This is a genomic window from Streptomyces sp. MJM8645 (assembly GCF_001625365.1).
In the GTDB taxonomy this organism is placed as follows: Bacteria; Actinomycetota; Actinomycetes; order Streptomycetales; family Streptomycetaceae; genus Kitasatospora.
Map to the genome: position 1 here is coordinate 534,256 of NZ_LJJF01000001.1, position 15,813 is coordinate 550,068.

13 protein-coding genes are annotated in these 15,813 nt (G+C 74.4%); 4 read left to right on the forward strand and 9 right to left on the reverse strand.

Annotated features, from left to right (window positions below; genetic code table 11):
* Nucleotides 1-3: 3 nt before the first annotated feature.
* The gene (locus A6F73_RS02180) at nt 4-1,263 is read left to right on the forward strand and encodes a hypothetical protein (RefSeq protein WP_063346180.1); all 1,260 of its coding nucleotides are present in this window, start codon (nt 4-6) and stop codon (nt 1,261-1,263) included.
* Nucleotides 1,264-1,309: 46 nt separating this feature from the next.
* Here A6F73_RS02180 and paaI read toward each other — a convergent pair whose 3' ends face one another.
* A complete protein-coding gene (gene paaI / locus A6F73_RS02185) occupies nt 1,310-1,720 on the reverse strand; it encodes a hydroxyphenylacetyl-CoA thioesterase PaaI (protein WP_063346181.1) in 411 nt (136 codons plus the stop codon).
* Between the two features lie 157 nt (nt 1,721-1,877).
* On the opposite strand from paaI, the gene A6F73_RS02190 reads away from it, so the two are divergent.
* Nucleotides 1,878-3,149 (forward strand): sodium:proton exchanger, encoded by a 1,272-nt coding sequence (locus A6F73_RS02190; protein WP_079135358.1) that lies wholly within the window; start codon nt 1,878-1,880, stop codon nt 3,147-3,149.
* Nucleotides 3,150-3,281: 132 nt separating this feature from the next.
* A complete protein-coding gene (locus A6F73_RS02195) occupies nt 3,282-4,340 on the forward strand; it encodes an IS630 family transposase (protein WP_244293570.1) in 1,059 nt (352 codons plus the stop codon).
* Nucleotides 4,341-4,344: 4 nt separating this feature from the next.
* Here A6F73_RS02195 and A6F73_RS02200 read toward each other — a convergent pair whose 3' ends face one another.
* From A6F73_RS02200 to ctaD, 5 genes are all read right to left on the reverse strand, one after another.
* On the reverse strand, nt 4,345-4,797 hold the full coding sequence (locus A6F73_RS02200) for a GNAT family N-acetyltransferase (protein WP_208869037.1): 453 nt from the start codon (nt 4,795-4,797) through the stop codon (nt 4,345-4,347).
* Nucleotides 4,798-5,021: 224 nt separating this feature from the next.
* The gene (locus A6F73_RS02205) at nt 5,022-5,402 is read right to left on the reverse strand and encodes a pyridoxamine 5'-phosphate oxidase family protein (RefSeq protein ID WP_063346182.1); all 381 of its coding nucleotides are present in this window, start codon (nt 5,400-5,402) and stop codon (nt 5,022-5,024) included.
* A 79-nt stretch (nt 5,403-5,481) separates the two neighbouring features.
* Nucleotides 5,482-6,201 (reverse strand): response regulator transcription factor, encoded by a 720-nt coding sequence (locus tag A6F73_RS02210; RefSeq protein WP_063346183.1) that lies wholly within the window; start codon nt 6,199-6,201, stop codon nt 5,482-5,484.
* Between the two features lie 196 nt (nt 6,202-6,397).
* Complete coding sequence (locus tag A6F73_RS40245) at nt 6,398-6,925, reverse strand: hypothetical protein (RefSeq protein WP_063346184.1); 528 nt, start codon at nt 6,923-6,925, stop codon at nt 6,398-6,400.
* 117 nt (nt 6,926-7,042) lie between these two features.
* Nucleotides 7,043-8,734: a cytochrome c oxidase subunit I gene (gene ctaD, locus A6F73_RS02220; protein ID WP_347878509.1), complete on the reverse strand. Its 1,692-nt coding sequence runs from the start codon at nt 8,732-8,734 to the stop codon at nt 7,043-7,045.
* A 664-nt stretch (nt 8,735-9,398) separates the two neighbouring features.
* On the opposite strand from ctaD, the gene A6F73_RS02225 reads away from it, so the two are divergent.
* On the forward strand, nt 9,399-11,225 hold the full coding sequence (locus A6F73_RS02225; protein ID WP_063346186.1) for an AfsR/SARP family transcriptional regulator: 1,827 nt from the start codon (nt 9,399-9,401) through the stop codon (nt 11,223-11,225).
* Here the strand turns inward: A6F73_RS02225 and lanKC are convergent.
* The 3 genes from lanKC to A6F73_RS41230 form a co-directional block, all read right to left on the reverse strand.
* Nucleotides 11,218-13,833 (reverse strand): class III lanthionine synthetase LanKC, encoded by a 2,616-nt coding sequence (gene lanKC, locus A6F73_RS02230; RefSeq protein ID WP_063346187.1) that lies wholly within the window; start codon nt 13,831-13,833, stop codon nt 11,218-11,220. The two genes, A6F73_RS02225 and lanKC, sit on opposite strands and share 8 nt — an antisense overlap.
* 70 nt (nt 13,834-13,903) lie before the next feature.
* Nucleotides 13,904-15,166, reverse strand: coding sequence for an MFS transporter (locus A6F73_RS02235; protein ID WP_063346188.1), 1,263 nt, complete (start codon nt 15,164-15,166; stop codon nt 13,904-13,906).
* Between the two features lie 141 nt (nt 15,167-15,307).
* On the reverse strand, nt 15,308-15,481 hold the full coding sequence (locus A6F73_RS41230) for a hypothetical protein (protein ID WP_159398320.1): 174 nt from the start codon (nt 15,479-15,481) through the stop codon (nt 15,308-15,310).
* Nucleotides 15,482-15,813: the final 332 nt, after the last annotated feature.

Below are 15,813 nucleotides of genomic sequence, written 5' to 3' on the forward strand. Positions count from 1 at the left end.
ACCATGCCCGCCAAGCCCCTGGCCGAGCTGATCGCCTTCGCCCGCGCCAACTCGCCGTTCTACGCCGAGCTGTACCGCGACCTGCCCCCCGCCGCCGAGCGCCTCGACCAGCTCCCCGTCATCGACCAGGCCGCCTTCTGGGCCGCCAACACCTGGCCCGACAACCGCGTCCTGACCGGCCCGCTCAGCGACGCCGGCATCTACAAGACCGGCGGCACCACCGGCGTCCCCAAGTTCTCGCCCTGGACCCGTACCGAGCACGCCGACTCGGTCACCGCCTTCGGCGCCGGACTCGTCCGGGCCGGCCTGCGGCCCGGACACCGGGTCGCCAACCTGTTCACGGCCGGCGAACTCTACGGCGGCTTCCTCTACATCGAGGGCGCCCTGCACCACGCACCCGTGGACAACGTCCGCCTGGGCGTCGGCGGCGCCGCCCCCGACCCGTACATCGCCGACCTCATCACCGGTTTCGGCGTGCACGTGCTGGCCGGCGAGCCGATGAAGCTCAGCGCCGTCGCCGAGTGCCTGGTCCAGCGCGGGGAGACGGCCGACGGGGTCGAACTGCTGCTGTTCGGCGGCGATCTGCTCTTCGCCGACCTGCGGCCGATCCTCGCCCGGGCCTTCCCCCACGCCGCCGTCGCCTCCGTCGGCTACGCCTCCAACGACGCCGGGCTGGTCGGCTCACCCGTCCCCGGCGACGACGTCCGGGTGCACGAGGCCTTCGCGCACCGCACGGTGGTGGAACTCGTCGACGACGTCACCGGCAAGACGATCACCACGCCCAGCACTCCCGGCCGGGTCGTCGTCACCAACCTGTTCCGCACCCTGATGCCGATCCTGCGCTACCCGACCGGCGACCGCGCCGAGTGGACCGACGCCCGCTGCCGCCGCTTCCGCCTGCTCGGCCGCTCCACCGAAGGCGCCCGGGTCGGCACCGTCGCCATGCCCACCGAGGAGATCCGGGCCGTCCTGCTCGCCGCCGACCCGGAGCGCCACATCACCGGCATGCAGCTCGTGCAGCGCCGCTGGGCCGGGCGCGACGGCCTGATCCTGCGCCTCGGCTACACCGGGCAGCGGCCGGCCCCCGAGCTCGCCGACCGGCTCGTCGAGGCCGTGTACACGGCCCGGCCGCTCTACCCCGACGAGGTCGCGCTGGGCAGCATCCACGACCTCGCGGTCGAGTGGGTGCCGCGCTCCGAACTGGTCACCAACCCGCGCACCGGCAAGCTCCAGCAGGTGCTGGACGAGCGTCCGCAGTCCTGACCGGGCGGTGACGGCGGGGGCCGGGCAGCGGTAAGGGGCCAGGCGCTCAGCCGGTCTGCGGCCGGCCCCCGATCACCACGCTCTGCCCGCGGAACTCGGCGATGACCTTCCCGTCCGCCCGCCGGACCGTCACGTCGTAGACCCCGCTGCGCCCGGCCCGCGACCGCTCCACCGCCTCCGCCACCAGTTCGTCCCCGACCGCCGCCGGGGCCAGGAAGACGACCTGCGCCGCCTGCGCGACCGTCACCGGGCCGTGGCTGTTGCAGGCGAACGCGAACGCGGCGTCGGCGAGCAGGAACAGGAAGCCGCCGTGCGCCGTCCCGTGGCCGTTCACCATCGTCGCGGCCACCGTCATCCGCGTCACCGCGCGACCGGCGGACACCTCGTCCAGCGCGATGCCCAGCAGCCGACAGGTCTCGTCCCGCGCGTAGAGGGCGGCGGTCCCGGGGTCGAGCATGGCGTCCTGTTCCCTCCGTCGACGGCGTCCGGGTCAGCGTAGAGCACGGCGCCCGGCCGCCGTCCGGGGGAACTCGGCCGCGCCGCATCGCCGTTCAGCCCACCCTGCCGCGCGCCGACCCTAGCCTGCTCAGGTTCCCCGAGCGCAAGGACGGCTGATGGCCCAGAAGTCACCCGCGACCGCCACCCCACCGGGCCCCGCCGAGATCCCGTCGGCGCAGCCGCCCAGCGGATCCGTGACGGCCCTGCGGATCGGGGCCGCCGTGACCGGCGCGCTGCCCTCCGTGGTGCTGCGGCTGGCCGGGGTGCACCTGGCGCCCGTGCCGGGCATGGTGGTCTTCGGCCTCGGCGTGCTTGCGGCGGCGCTCCTGCTGATGTGGGCCGCGGAGACCGCCCGGGCCGACATCTCCGGCCCGCTCGCCCTGGCCCTGCTGGCGTTCATCGCCGTCCTGCCCGAGTACGCCGTCGACCTCTACTTCGCGTACGCGGCCGGCACCCGGCCCGAGTACGCCGCCTACGCGGCCGCCAACATGACCGGCGCCAACCGGCTGCTGGTCGGCGTCGGCTGGCCGCTGGTCGCCCTCGCCTCCTACTTCGCCGCCCGGCGCCGCGGCGCCGCCCCCGGGATCACCCTGCGGGAGCACCGGCGGATCGACACAGGCTTCCTCGGCGCCGCCGCCCTGGTGGCCTTCGTGATGCCGCTGACCCGGCAGATCTCCTGGGTGCTCGCGGTCGTCCTGATCGCCTGGTACGGCTACTACCTCTTCCGGGTCAGCCGCTGCGGCGAGGACGACGAGGAGGAACTCATCGGCGTCCCGGCCCGGTTGGCCGCCCTCCCGCGGCAGCGCCGCCGGGCGACCACCGTCCTGGTCTTCGCGGTCGCGGCCGGGGTGATCTTCGCCTGCGCCGAGCCCTTCGCCACCTCGCTGGTCGACGCCGGCGCCTCGCTCGGCATCGACCGCTTCCTGCTGGTGCAGTGGCTGGCCCCGCTCGCCTCGGAGGCGCCCGAGCTGATCGTCGCGGTCGTCTTCGCCTGGCGGCTGCGCGGGGACGACGGCCTCGGCGCGCTGCTCTCCAGCAAAGTCAACCAGTGGACCCTGCTGATCGGCTGCCTTCCGTTCGCCTACCTGGCCGGCGGCGGCGCGGCCTCCCTCCCGCTGGTCGAGCGCCAGGTGGACGAGGTGCTGCTGACCGCCGCGCAGACCGTCCTGGCCGTGGTGCTCCTGCTCGACCTGCGGTTCCTGCCCTGGAAGGCCGGGCTGCTGTTCGCCTTGTTCGCCGTCCAGTTCGCCCTCCCCGGCGAGTCCGCCCGGGTCGCGCTGAGCTGGGTCTACCTCGCCCTGGCCGTCCCGCTCCTCGCCGTGCGCCTACGCCAACTCCCGCCCACCGTCCGCGCCTTGGCGGGCCGCATCGAGGGCGATCCGCACTAGCACCAGTGGCTCGGCTCGATTGGTCGACCGGGAAATTGATCGGCTGCTGGTAGTCCGTCAGGCTGTCTCCGAGTTCTGATCTTGGAGGTGGTCGTGGGGCGTCGTCCGGGAATATTCGTCCGGCCGGTGAGCATGGAGGAGGGCCGGCGGCTGCAGCGGATCGGCCGGACGTCGAAGGATCCGGTGAGGCTGCGGCGGGCGATCGTGGTGCTGATGTCCACGCAGGGGCAGTCCGTGCGGGACATCACCTCGCTGCTGCGGGTCGGTGAGGACTACGTGCGCGATGTCATCCACGCCTTTGACGAGCGGGGGTTCGACGCACTGGACCCAAAATGGAGCGGGGGACGCCCGAAGACGATCGGTGAACAGGTGCGCGAGCGCATCTGCCTGATCGCCCGGACGTCCCCCGCGGACTGGGGTATCGCCGCGTTCTCCACCTGGAGCCTGACCAAGCTCGCCGAGCACCTGATCGCGCGCAGGGTCGTCACCGTCCTCAGCCGCGAGACCCTGCGCCGGATCCTGCGCGAGGGCAAAGTCTCCTGGCAGACGACGACCACATGGAGGGCATCCACGGACCCGGCCTTCATCGCCAAGATGCACCGGGTCCTGGAGCTCTACGACGCGCCGCCCGCCGACGGGCGGGTGGTCTGCGTGGACGAGTTCGGCCCGCTCAACCTTCAGCCGCGCAAGGGCAAGGCCTGGCGCCCCACGCGTTCGCCGCGCCGGCTGCAGGCCACCTACAACCGCTACGACGGCGTGATGCACATGCTCGCCGCCCTCGACCTGACCACCGGCAAGATCTACTACCGGATCCGTAAGCGAAAGCGATGGCGTGAGTTCCTCGGCCTGCTCAAGGCCCTGCGCTCCCGCTGGCCCGGGGAGAAGCCTTACGTCGTGCTGGACAACTTCTCCCCGCACAAGCACCCGAACGTGCGGGCCTGGGCAGCGGACAACGAGGTCGAGCTGGTCTTCCTACCCACCTACGGCTCGTGGCTGAACTGGATCGAGTCCGAGTTCGCGGCACTTCGTTACTTCGCGCTCAACGGCACCGACCACCGCAGCCACGCCGAGCAGAACGCCGCCATCAACGTCTACATCCGCTGGCACAACGCATGCGCCGAGCCCAAGTCCAGCTTCGCCCTGGGCTCGCCGATCCGCAGTTGGACCGAGTATCCAGCCAGGGCCGCGTAGCGCGTCACGTCTCGGTTTGGCCTCGGGGCGCCCGGATCCTCGGCAGGCCGAAGCCCGTCATCTGCTTCTCCTCGTAGGAGAGGAAGCCCATCTGCCGATAGAAAGCGTGGTTCCTCTTCCCCTCCGGTGTCGACTCATGGTCGGTGGACAACAGGAAGAAGCGACAGTGCGCGTACCGCTCCATCAGGTGTTCAAGCAACGCCCGGCCGATCCCCTGCCGGTGGAACCTCGGGTTGACCAGCAGGTCCTGGACGTAGCAGATGCTTTCATCGTCGGAGACCGTCCTGGCTAGGCCAAGGAGCACGCCTGACTCATCGCGGGCAGTGATGACCAGGTGCGAGTTGGCCAGACCGCGACAGAGCTTGTCGACGTCGCAGGTGTACCCCTCCCACCCGACCGAGACGTAGAGCCCGAACATCTCCTCCGGGTCGAACTCTGTTTCCTCCGCAATCACCACGCCGGACTCTCCAACTCCAGTCAGCCGCCTCGCGCCGGCACGGCCAGGGACTCAGGACTGCGCTGCCTGCGACTTCCCCACCCGGGCGGCAAGCAAGGCGGTTCCCTCCATCTGCCGTCCAGCATGCATCCTCTATTGATCTTGCCGGATGCACAACGCATGCCGGTCTCCAGGTTGGCGCCCCGCAGAGATCAATTACCCGGTCGACCAATCGAGACGCGCCACTAGTTTGTGCGCGGGGGCAGCCGCCGGCCGACGACGAGTTCGGGGCGGATGCGGATCCGGACGGCGCCGGGGGCGCGGCCGACGGCGGGGCCGACCTGGGCGCGGCCGAGGACGGTGACGTACCAGCCGGAGCCGTCCACGCCGTCCACCTCGTCGGCCTCGAAGGCGATCACGGCGTCGTCCACGGCCCGCGCGAGTTCGGAGCCGGCCGGGGCCGAGAGCAGCACTCCGCCGCCGTCCGACAGGTCGAGCCGGAAGGACACCGGCAGCACCGCCGGGAGAGCGCGGATGGTGTAGACCACCCGGCCGACCGCGGCCCTGGCCAGCAGTTCCAGCGCCCGCTCCCGGTCCAGTTCGAGCAGGTCGTGATCACCGTTCATGCCCTCGATGCTCGCCCCGGCGGTGGCGGCGCCGCGAGGGCCGATGGTCCCGCCGGGGGTCCCGGGCCCGGACGTCGCGTCAGCCCCGGAGGGAGCGCAGGTGCCCCGGCTGCGCGGCGGCGGCCGCCTGGCGCAGCTCGGTGGAGATCAGCGCGGCCTGCACCCGCCGCTCCACGCCCAGCTTGGCGAGCAGCCGCGAGACGTGGTTCTTCACCGTCTTCTCGGCGAGGTAGAGCCGTTCGCCGATCTGCCGGTTGGTCAGGCCCTCCCCGATCAGCGCCAGCACCTCCTGCTCGCGCACGGTCAGCGCGGGCCCGGTGGTGACGGGCTGCGCGGGCTCGGCGTCGCTGCGCAGGCGGTTGAGCAGCCGGGTGGCGGCGCCCGGGTCCAGCATCGAGCGGCCGGAGGCGACGGTCCGCACGGCGGCCACCAGGTCGGTGCCGCTGATCTGCTTGAGCACGTACCCGGCGGCGCCCGCCATGACGGCGTCCAGCAGCGCCTCCTCGTCGTCGAAGGAGGTCAGCATCAGGCAGGCGAGGCCGGGCATCCGGGAGCGCAGTTCACGGCAGACCGACACCCCGTCGCCGTCGCCCAGCCGGACGTCCAGCACCGCCACGTCGGGCCGCAGCGCGGGCACCCGGACGAGCGCCTGCTCGGCGGTGGCGGCCTCGCCGACCACCTCCAGATCGGGCTCGCCGTCCAGCAGGTCGTGCACCCCGCGGCGCACCACCTCGTGGTCGTCCAGCAGGAACACCCGCACCGGCGCCGGTGCCCCGGCGCCCGCCGTCTTGGTCGCCATCACGCGGCTCCACCTTCGTCACCCCCGCACACTCCCGGCAGGGCCCAGGGCATCATCGCCCACCGGCCGCCGCAGGGCCCAGGGCCCAACGACCCCATTCGGGCGAGCGCGCGGGCGGCGCGGCCCCCGCAGGAGCCGCGCCGCCCGTAGGCCCTGTCCGGCCGATCTTGCCGGACAGGGCCGAGGGGAGGGGCCGTCAGCGCCGCCGCGCGCTGCCGAGGCCCGCCAGCAGGAAGGCCAGCGCCACCCCGGCCCCGCTGACCGCCGCGAGCGCCACCCGGGAGCCGACGGCGCCCTCGTCCGACAGCAGGATCGCCACCGCCCCCAGCGAGGCGACGGCGGCGCCGACGACCAGCCACCCCGCGAGGGTGACGGCGGCGGGGCGGCCGGAGCGCGGCGCCGGCCGGGCGCCCAGGGCCGCCCAGCGGGCGGCGGCCTCGTGCTGCTCCCCGCGCCGGTCCCACCGGGCGCGGACCCGCAGCGCCGCGCCGCCGACCAGCCCGGCGAGGGCGATCTGCGCGGCGGGCCGCCAGTCGGGCAGGGCGAGCAGCAGCCCGCCGGCCATGGCGAGGGCGGCCCACCACAGGACGCAGGCCGCCGCGGCCGTGCGGGTGGAGCGGGGCCGGTCGGCGCCGGCCTGGAGGTCGGCGATGGCGGGCAGGTACCAGACGCAGCCGCTCGCGGTGAGCGCGGCGGTGCCGATGGCGAGGACGGTGTGGGTCATGGGGCCGGCCTTCCAGGTCGCGAGGGGGGAGCCGTCCCCGCCCGTGACGGGGGCGTGGGCGGGGACGGCGGTCGGTGGGTGTTCGGAGCGGGTGGCCGGGGCGCGCCCGGCCTCGGGTCAGCTGTCCACGGCGGACCGCTCGCGCTCCGCCCTGGTCTGCGGCAGGTCGTACTTGGCCGGGGTCACGTCGCCCAGGTGGGTGGCGGGCTTGCCGGTGTTCTCCAGGACGTCCAGGGCCGCGATGTCGGGGTGGTGGAGGTCGAAGGCCGGGGATTCGGAGCGGATCCTCGGCAGCCGGACGAAGTTGTGCCGGGGCGGCGGGCAGGAGGTGGCCCACTCCAGCGAGCGGCCGTAGCCCCACGGGTCGTCGGCCTCGACCTTCTCGCCGTACTTGGCCGTCTTCCAGATGTTGTAGAGGAACGGCAGGATCGACAGCCCGAGCAGGAAGGAGAAGATGGTGGACAGGGTGTTGAGCGTGGTGAAGCCGTCCGAGGCCAGGTAGTCGGCGTAGCGGCGCGGCATGCCCTCGGCGCCGAGCCAGTGCTGGACCAGGAAGGTGCCGTGGAAGCCGACGGTGAGCGTCCAGAAGGTGATCCGGCCGAGCCGTTCGTCGAGCTTCTTGCCGGTCATCTTGGGCCACCAGAAGTGGAAGCCGGCGAACATCGCGTAGACCACGGTGCCGAACAGCGTGTAGTGGAAGTGGGCGACGACGAAGTACGAGTCGGAGACGTGGAAGTCGATCGGCGGGGCGGCGAGCAGCACGCCGGTGAGGCCGCCGAACAGGAAGGTGACCAGGAAGCCGACCGTCCACAGCATCGGTGTCTCGAAGCTGAGCGAGCCCTTCCACATGGTGCCGACCCAGTTGAAGAACTTGACCCCGGTCGGGACGGCGATGAGGAAGGTCATGAAGGAGAAGAACGGCAGCAGCACCTGCCCGGTGACGTACATGTGGTGCGCCCACACCGTCACCGACAGGCCGGCGATGGCGACGGTGGCGGCGATCAGCCCCGCGTAGCCGAACATCGGCTTGCGGCTGAAGACCGGGATGATCTCGGAGATGATCCCGAAGAACGGCAGCGCCAGGATGTACACCTCGGGATGGCCGAAGAACCAGAACAGGTGCTGCCAGAGCATCGCCCCGCCGTTGGCCGGGTCGAAGACGTGCGAGCCGAACTTGCGGTCGCATTCGAGGGCGAGCAGGGCGGCGGCGAGGACGGGGAAGACCAGCAGCACCAGCACCGAGGTGAGCAGCACGTTCCAGCAGAAGATGGACATCCGGAACATGGTCAGCCCGGGTGCGCGCATGCAGATGATCGTGGTGATGAAGTTGACGGCGCCGAGGATGCTGCCGAAGCCGGAGAGCGTCACGCCCATGATCCACATGTCGGCGCCGACGCTGGGCGAGTGCACGGCGTCGGACAGCGGCGCGTAAAGGAACCAGCCGAAGTCGGCGGCGCCCTGCGGGGTCGCGAAGCCGGCGGCGGCGATCAGCGAGCCGAACATGAACAGCCAGAAGGACAGCATGTTCAGGCGCGGGAAGGCGACGTCCGGGGCGCCGATCTGCAGCGGCATGATCCAGTTGGCGAAGCCAGTGAACAGCGGCATCGCGAAGAGCAGCAGCATCACCGAGCCGTGCATGGTGAAGGCCTGGTTGAACTGCTCGTTGGAGAGGATCTGCGTTCCGGGCCGGGCGAGTTCGGCGCGCATGACCAGCGCCAGGACACCGCCGATCAGGAAGAACCCGAACGCCGACACCAGGTACATGGAGCCGATCGTCTTGTGGTCGGTGGTGGTCAGCAGTCTGACCACGGCCGAACCGGGCCGTTTCGGCCGAACCGACGGCTGCGGTACGGAGGTTGGCGGTGGCGTGGGGTCGCCCTGTGCCGGGGTGGCGCTCAAGGACGCACTCCTTAGGAACGTCGTGCGAATGGCTGGCGATCCATGATCCGAACGCACCGCCCCCGCCCCCTAGGGCCGTTCGGCCCGCGCCCCCGGGGCCGCACGGCCCGCGTTCCGACGCCCGGACCGGGACCTCCGGTGGCCGTCGGTCCCTCCCCGGCCCCTCGGGCGGCGCTCACCGCGCCGACGAGCACCGCTGGAGGAACGCCGGAACCGCCCCGGCGTCCGCGCCCCGGAGCGCCCCCGCCCGGCCCCGTCCGCCCCGGGGCCCGCACCCCCGGCCCCGGCCCTCCGCCGCGCCCCGCCGGCCCCTCCCACCCCGCCCCACCGGCCACGACACCGCACCCGCCGGCCGCCACCACACCCGGCCTCCCCCTCCCCCGGGTGTCCCCTCCCCCAGGTGCCCGAAGTGTGAGGGTCGCGTGAGCGAAACAGGACGATTCCGTGCCCTACAGATCGGATCGGCCGTCAAGTAGCCTGCGGCCACGCCCGCACCGCACCGGTCACGCCCCCGCTCGGTCACACCCCCGCTCGGACACGCCCTGGCCCCCACCCACGCCCCGGAGGTACGCCGATGCCCCTGGCCCAGCCCGCCGCCCCCACCCGGCCGCGCTTCTCCGTCCTCGGCCCGCTGACCGGCGAAGCGGACGGCCGCCCGCTCGCCCTCGGCCCGCTGAAGCAGCGGCTGGTGCTGGCCGTCCTGCTGAGCCGCGCCAACACGGCCGTCCCGGTCGACCTGCTCACCGACGCGGTCTGGCCCGAGGAGCCGCCGCGCACCGCCCGCAAGAACCTCCAGGTCTACATCTGCACGCTGCGCACCCTGCTCGGCCGCGACCCCGGGCCCGAGCGGCTGGTCCACACCGCCGGCGGCTACCTGCTGCGGGTCGCCGAACCCGAGCTCGACGTCCTCCAGTTCCGCGCCCTCGCCCGGGCCGGCCGGGCCGCCGCCGACAGCGGCGCGCTCGCCCCCGCCGCCCGGCTGCTGCGCCAGGCCCTCGACCTGTGGCAGGGCCCGCCGCTCGCCGACCTGCGCTGCTCGCCCGCCGTCCAGGCCGAGGCCGACCGGCTGGAGGCCCGCTGCCTCGGCGTCCACGAGGACTGGGCGGAGACCGAGTTGGAGCTCGGCAACGCCACCGCCGTCGCCGAGGAACTCGCCGACCTGGCCGAGCGCCACCCGCTGCGCGAACGCCTCCAGGCCGCCCGGATGAACGCCCTGCACCTGTCCGGCCGCCAGGCCGAGGCGCTCGCCGTCTACGACACCCACCGCCAGCTGCTCGCCCGCGAGTTGGGCCTCGAACCCAGCCCCGCCCTGACCGCCCGCTACCGGCAGCTGCTCGCCCACGGCCCGGCCCGCCCCGCCACCGCCCGGCCGGCGCAGCACCCCGGCCCGAACGGCGCACTGCTGCCCGCCGACACCACCGACTTCACCGGCCGGAGCCACGAACTGCGCGACCTGATCGACGCGTTGGCGGAGGGCGGCGAGCGCGTCGCGGTCCTCTCCGGCCCGGCCGGCATCGGCAAGACCGCCCTCGCCGTGCACGCCGGACACCTGCTCGCCGACCGCTTCCCCGACGGCCGGCTGCTGCTCCGGCTGCGCACCGAGGACGGCACCCCGCGCCCGCTCACCGACATCCTCACCGAACTCGCCGCCCTCACCGGCCGATCCGACCCCAGACCGGCCGACCCGGCCCAGGCCGCCGCCCTCTGGCGCGCCTCCCTGGCCGGACGCCGGATGCTGCTGATCCTCGACGACGCCCCCGGCGAGGCCGTGGTCCGCGAACTGCTGCCGGGCTTCGGCCCGAGCGCCACCCTCGTCACCTCGCGCAGCCAACTCGCCGGACTGGCCTCAGTACACCGGGTCACCGTGCCGCCCTTCGCCCCCGCCGAGGCGCTCGACCTGCTCGGCCGGATCGTCGGCACCGGCCGGACCGGCACCGACCGCGCGGCCGCCGCCCGGATCGTCGAGGCCTGCGGGCTGCTGCCGCTCGCCGTGCGGGTCGCCGGCACCCGGCTCGCCGTCCTGCGCCACCTGCCGCTCGCCGAGTACGCGGCCCGCCTCGCCGACCCGGCCGGCGCCCTGGACGAACTCGTCGCCGGGGACGTCACCGTCCGCGCCCGCCTCGACTCCGGCTGGCGCGACCTCACCGACCAGGGCCGCCTCGCCCTCGGCCGGCTCGCCGCCCTCCCGCTCTCCCTGCTGTTCACCCTCCCCGAGGCCGCCGCCGCCCTCGGCCGCCCCGAACGCCTCGCCCTGCGCACCCTGGAGGCTCTCACCGACACCGGCGCCGTCACCTCCCCCACCGGCGAGGTCACCGCCCACGCCGCCCTCTACGCCCTCCCCCGCCTCACCCACCTGCACGCCCGCGAGCACAGCACCGTACTGGCCGACAACCTCAGCTGAGCCCGCCGCGCCGGCCGGCGCCCCTTGGGCCGAGCGTCAGCATGTCCAGTAACTCCCCGCCCTCCAGGCCCTGTTCGGCAGCGTGCAGGGCGAGCAGGACGCCCGCCGCCCCGGTGTGCAGGTCCGCCGAGAACCGCCGCAGCCGCATCCCGGGGACGAGCAGCCCCTCCGGCCGCGCGACCAGGTGCCACTGGAGCTTGCGGACCTGCTCGCGGACGGCGTCCCGAGCCGCCGGACCGCCCAGCCGGTCCAGCGCCAGCAGCAGCCCGGCGCGGCCCCGGAACAGCCCGGGTTCGCGGACGAATCCGGGGGCGCAGACCCGCCGCACGTCGGCGAGGAACTCCTCGGACCCGCCGAACTCCTCGGACCTGCCGAACTCCTCGGGCCCGCTGCCGCCGAGCGCCTGGTACTCCTGGGCGACGAGCGCGATCCCGCTGCTGCCGCGGTCGAGGTAGGCGAGCCGCCGCCCCCGGTCGAGGACCTGCACCGACCCGTCGGGCACCCGTACGCACTGCGCCACGGCCCGGTCCAGCGCCTCGCGCCCGGAGGCCAGCAACCAATCCTCGCCGGTCCGCTGGTACAGCCGCAGCTGGACGAGGGCGATCCCGGCGAGGCCGTACAGCAGTCCGGCCGCCGTCGGCGCGCCGAGCCCCGGGACGGTCTGCCCGCGCAGCACCGCGTCGAGCGCCCGCGCGTCGGCGAGGGCGTCCGCGAGTTCGCGCCGGCTGCCGAGGGCGTCGGCGAGCCGCAGCCGGGCGAGCGCGGCGCCGGCCCGGCCGCCGTGGAGGGCGACGGTGGGCGCGGGCCGGGCCTGCCGGGCCTGTGCGGCCAGTTCGGCGGCCTCGTCGCCGCGGCCGACCCGGGCGAGCACGGCCGCCACGCCGAGCGGCCCGTCGAAGAGCCCGCCTGCGCCCGGTCTCGGGCCGCGCCGCCGCATCGCCGCGATCAGCCAGTCCGCGTACTCGTCGGGGCAGGGCGCCCCGGCCCGGTGCAGCGCGTACAGCACGCCGGCGGCGCCGTGGGCGACGCCGGTGCCGCCGTCGGCGAATCCGGCCGGGTCGCCGGGGAAGAGCCGGTCCGGCCGGTCGGGGGTGGCCCCGGCGTGGATGCCGGCGACGAGTTCGTTCCTGGCGGCGTCGAGGGTGGGCCCGGCGAGGAGTTCGCGGACCCGCCGTTCGCCGACCGGTTCCACCGGCGCCACCGGTGCCACGGCGCCCGGCCGCACCGGCCCCTCCTCCGGCCCGAGGCCGAACCAGCGCCGTGCCCGCCGTTCCAGCGCGGGCAGCTTGCCGGGATCGCGTTCGGCCAGCTCCATCACGGGCATCAGCAGCATCAGCCAGGTGGCCCAGAGCATGTGGCGGTCGGCGTCGGCCCCGTCGAGCCCGGGCGGGGGCTGGAGCCCGCCCGCGCCGGCGAGCGGGACACGGCGGCCGGTGAGCTCCTCCGCGTACTCGAAGTCGACGAGCACCACCGAACCGTCCGGACGGACGATCACATTGGCCGGGTGCAGGTCGCCGAACCGGACGCCCCGCTCGTGCAGGGCGCCGAGCGCCTTCTCCAGCCCGGCCACGACCCCGGCCACCCAGTGCGCGTACTCGGCGCGCTGTCCGGCGGTGCATTCCTGGTGCACCAGCGGGTAACGGCGGATCGCCTCGGCGAACAGCTGGACGCCCTCGATGTGCTCCTGGACCAGGAAGGTGTGCTCCCAGACCGTCCGGACCTCGTGCAGCCGGGGCACGCAGTCCAGGCCGGCGAGCCGTTCCAGCGCCCACTGCTCGCGCCGCAGCCGGGTGACGGCGTCGTCCCCGGCGGCGTCCAGCCCGGCGTGCGGGCGGGCCTCGCGCAGCACCACCCGCTCCCCGGTGGTCCGGTGCTCGGCGAGGTAGATCCCGCCGGCGTTGGAGAACTGCAGCACCTCGACGATCCGGTACGGCAGGTCGCCGCCGGCCGCCTCCCGGGCGGCCAGGTGTGGGCGCAGCTCCTCGGGCGGTTCGACCCAGGCGGGCAGCTGGAACACCGGGTCGCGCCGGTCGGGGACCAGCTCGCCGGACGGGTCGCGCAGCGCGGGCACGGGCCGCCCGTCCTCGTCCTGGCACCACAGCTCGACGAACGCGCCGTAGCGCACGTACACGGGGGCCGTCCCGATCCTCAGGTCGGTGAGCACGTACGGCCCCAGGCGGCCCGCCAGCACCTCGGCCAACTCCGCCGCCACGGCCAGGAACTCCTCCTCCGACCCCGGGTAGACGGTGACGAACTTGCCGCTGCTGCCGCGCCCCATGTACTTGCCGTTCGCGACCCGCAGCGCCTCGTCGCTGCGCAGGAACTTGAACGTCGTACGGCGCGCCGTGCAGACCCGCGCGACGGCCCGCAGGGTCGCCTCGGCCTCCTCCGGCACGGTCGAGACGTGGATCTTCCAGCCCTGCTCCGGCAGCCGGGCGCCGTCCGGCCGCAGCGCCGTCCACAGCCCGCGCCGTTCGCGCCGCCACCCGGCGGGCGGTGCGCCGAGCCCCAGCTGGTACCGGCCGGCCCGGTCGCGGAGGCGCCCCGGGGTGTCGTAGTACATCGGATCGGCGAGGCAGTACAGCTGGGTCTCCTGGGCGCCGGCCATGGCGCGCCTCCTCTTCCGGGTCGTCTTCCAAGCTCTTCCGGGTCGTTCGTCTCCCGGGCCGCCGAACGGTTCAGCCTGCGGGCGCCGGTAGCGGTGCCGGGGCCGGCGCCGGGCCGCGCCGGACCGGCGGCGCCCAGGTGACCACGGCCGCGCAGAGCGAGATGGCGAGGGCCAGCAGGGCGAAGGTCCGGGTGCCGCCCAGGGCGCCGAGCAGCGCGCCGCCCACCAGCGGGCCGAACGGCTGGACCAGGGTGGACAGGAAACCGGCGGCGCTCTGCACCCGGCCGATCCGGTCGGGCGGCGCGGCGAGCAGCATGCCGGAGACGAAGCCGATGCTGGCGACCGTGGACAGGCACATGCACACCGCGCAGAGCAGCCCGATCAGCAGCGGGATCCGGGTGAGCACCAGCACCCCGGCGGTGGCGGCGGCCGCCCAGCAGCTGAGCGCCACCAGCCTGCCGTCGCCCGCCCCAGAGCGCGCTCTGGGCCCTGTCCGGGCCTCCAGCCTCGGGGCGAGCAGCGCGCCGGCCAGGGCGCCGGCCGCGGTGCAGGAGACCACGGTGCCGCCGCCGATCCCGGAGCGGCCGCCGTCGGAGGCCACGGCCAGGGTGGTGAACATCAGCGCGCTGAACGCGAAGTTCATCCCGAGCCCGAAGATCAGCAGCAGGGTGCGCAGGTAGGGCTGGCGCCAGATGAAGCTGAGCCCGGCGGTCAGTTCGCCGCGGCTGAACGCCGCGCCGCTCCTGGCGGCGGGCACCGAGCGGGTCCGCATCAGCGCGACGCAGACGGTGGAGAGCAGCAGCCCGACGCCCTCCGCGAGGAACGGCAGCACCGGGTGCCAGGCGAACAGCGCGCCGCCGGCGATCGGCCCGACCAGCCGGGCTGCGGCGCCGCGCGCCTGCATCCGGGACGAGGCCGCGCGGACCTGCTCGCGCGGCACCACCGCGCGCAGCAGGCCGCCGGCGGCGGGCCCGTAGGCGCTGGTGATGAGCGCCCCGGCGGCGGCCACCAGCAGCACCAGCGGCAGCGGGGTGTGGCCGCGCAGGACGGCGATCACCAGCGCGGTGACGGCGAGCAGGCTGCCGACGTCGCACACCCGCATCAGCCGGCGCCGCTCGATCCGGTCGGCGATGACGCCGCCGGGCAGCATGGTGAGCAGCAGCGCGCCGATCGAGACGGTGCCGATGGCGCCCGCCTGGGCGGCCGATCCGGTCTCCCGCAGGACGAGCAACGGCAGGGCGATCGAGGCGAGTTGGGAGCCGAGCGAGGCCATCAGGCCGCCGACCCAGAGCAGCCGGAAGTCCCGGTTGCGGGAGAGCGAGGTGGGCTCCATGGCCGTCCTCCGGGGTGGGGGGTGGAATCGGGCCGGGGCGGTCCCGCACCGGCGGGACCGCCCCGGAAGCCAATCACTGCCCGACGGCCGGGGGCGGTGGTGCGCCCGCCCCCGCGCCGGACACCGCTGACCTGCCGCTGGTCAGGCGGAGGTCTCGGCGGAGCTGACGTAGCTGATCAGGCTGAAGCAGCTGCCGTCGGAGGCCTCCTGGAGGACCTTCATCGCCTGGAGGTCCAGGACGTTGGCGGCGTGCGCCTCGACCTCCGGGGTCTCCTCGCTGTCCTCGCCGACGATCGGGTCGATGTTCTCGGCCATGGCTGAACTCCTCTCGCTGGGTTGATCGGTGGGGGTTCGACGGGTGGTGGCCCGCCGTGGTGAAGACGGTACGCAGGCGGGGCTGCGCACGGCCTGGGAACCGGTACGGCACCGGTATGGCCGCAGGTCGGGGCGCCGACGGCGGCGCCGTCCGGCCTGCCGCACCCGTCCGCCGGGCCCCCCGCACCCGCTCCGGGCTGCGGCCATACCGCCGGCAAGGCGGCCGCGAACCGGGCCCGAAGCCGGGCCGGGGAGCCTGGCCCGGCACGCCCGCACGCCCGGCTCCGTGCACGCCCCGGCCCCGTGCACCACCCAACCCCACGCACTCCCCG

Excerpts from the sequence above, each read along its gene's own strand:
- A6F73_RS02210 (WP_063346183.1), bottom strand. The coding sequence starts at position 6,201 with ATGGCGACCAAGACGGCGGGCGCCGGGGCACCGGCGCCGGTGCGGGTG.
- lanKC (WP_063346187.1), bottom strand. The coding sequence starts at position 13,833 with ATGGCCGGCGCCCAGGAGACCCAGCTGTACTGCCTCGCCGATCCGATG.
- A6F73_RS41230 (WP_159398320.1), bottom strand. The coding sequence starts at position 15,481 with ATGGCCGAGAACATCGACCCGATCGTCGGCGAGGACAGCGAGGAGACC.
- A6F73_RS02190 (WP_079135358.1), top strand. The coding sequence starts at position 1,878 with ATGGCCCAGAAGTCACCCGCGACCGCCACCCCACCGGGCCCCGCCGAG.
- A6F73_RS02205 (WP_063346182.1), bottom strand. The coding sequence starts at position 5,402 with ATGAACGGTGATCACGACCTGCTCGAACTGGACCGGGAGCGGGCGCTG.
- paaI (WP_063346181.1), bottom strand. The coding sequence starts at position 1,720 with ATGCTCGACCCCGGGACCGCCGCCCTCTACGCGCGGGACGAGACCTGT.
- A6F73_RS02180 (WP_063346180.1), top strand. The coding sequence starts at position 4 with ATGCCCGCCAAGCCCCTGGCCGAGCTGATCGCCTTCGCCCGCGCCAAC.
- A6F73_RS02235 (WP_063346188.1), bottom strand. The coding sequence starts at position 15,166 with ATGGAGCCCACCTCGCTCTCCCGCAACCGGGACTTCCGGCTGCTCTGG.
- A6F73_RS40245 (WP_063346184.1), bottom strand. The coding sequence starts at position 6,925 with ATGACCCACACCGTCCTCGCCATCGGCACCGCCGCGCTCACCGCGAGC.
- A6F73_RS02225 (WP_063346186.1), top strand. The coding sequence starts at position 9,399 with ATGCCCCTGGCCCAGCCCGCCGCCCCCACCCGGCCGCGCTTCTCCGTC.
- A6F73_RS02195 (WP_244293570.1), top strand. The coding sequence starts at position 3,282 with ATGGAGGAGGGCCGGCGGCTGCAGCGGATCGGCCGGACGTCGAAGGAT.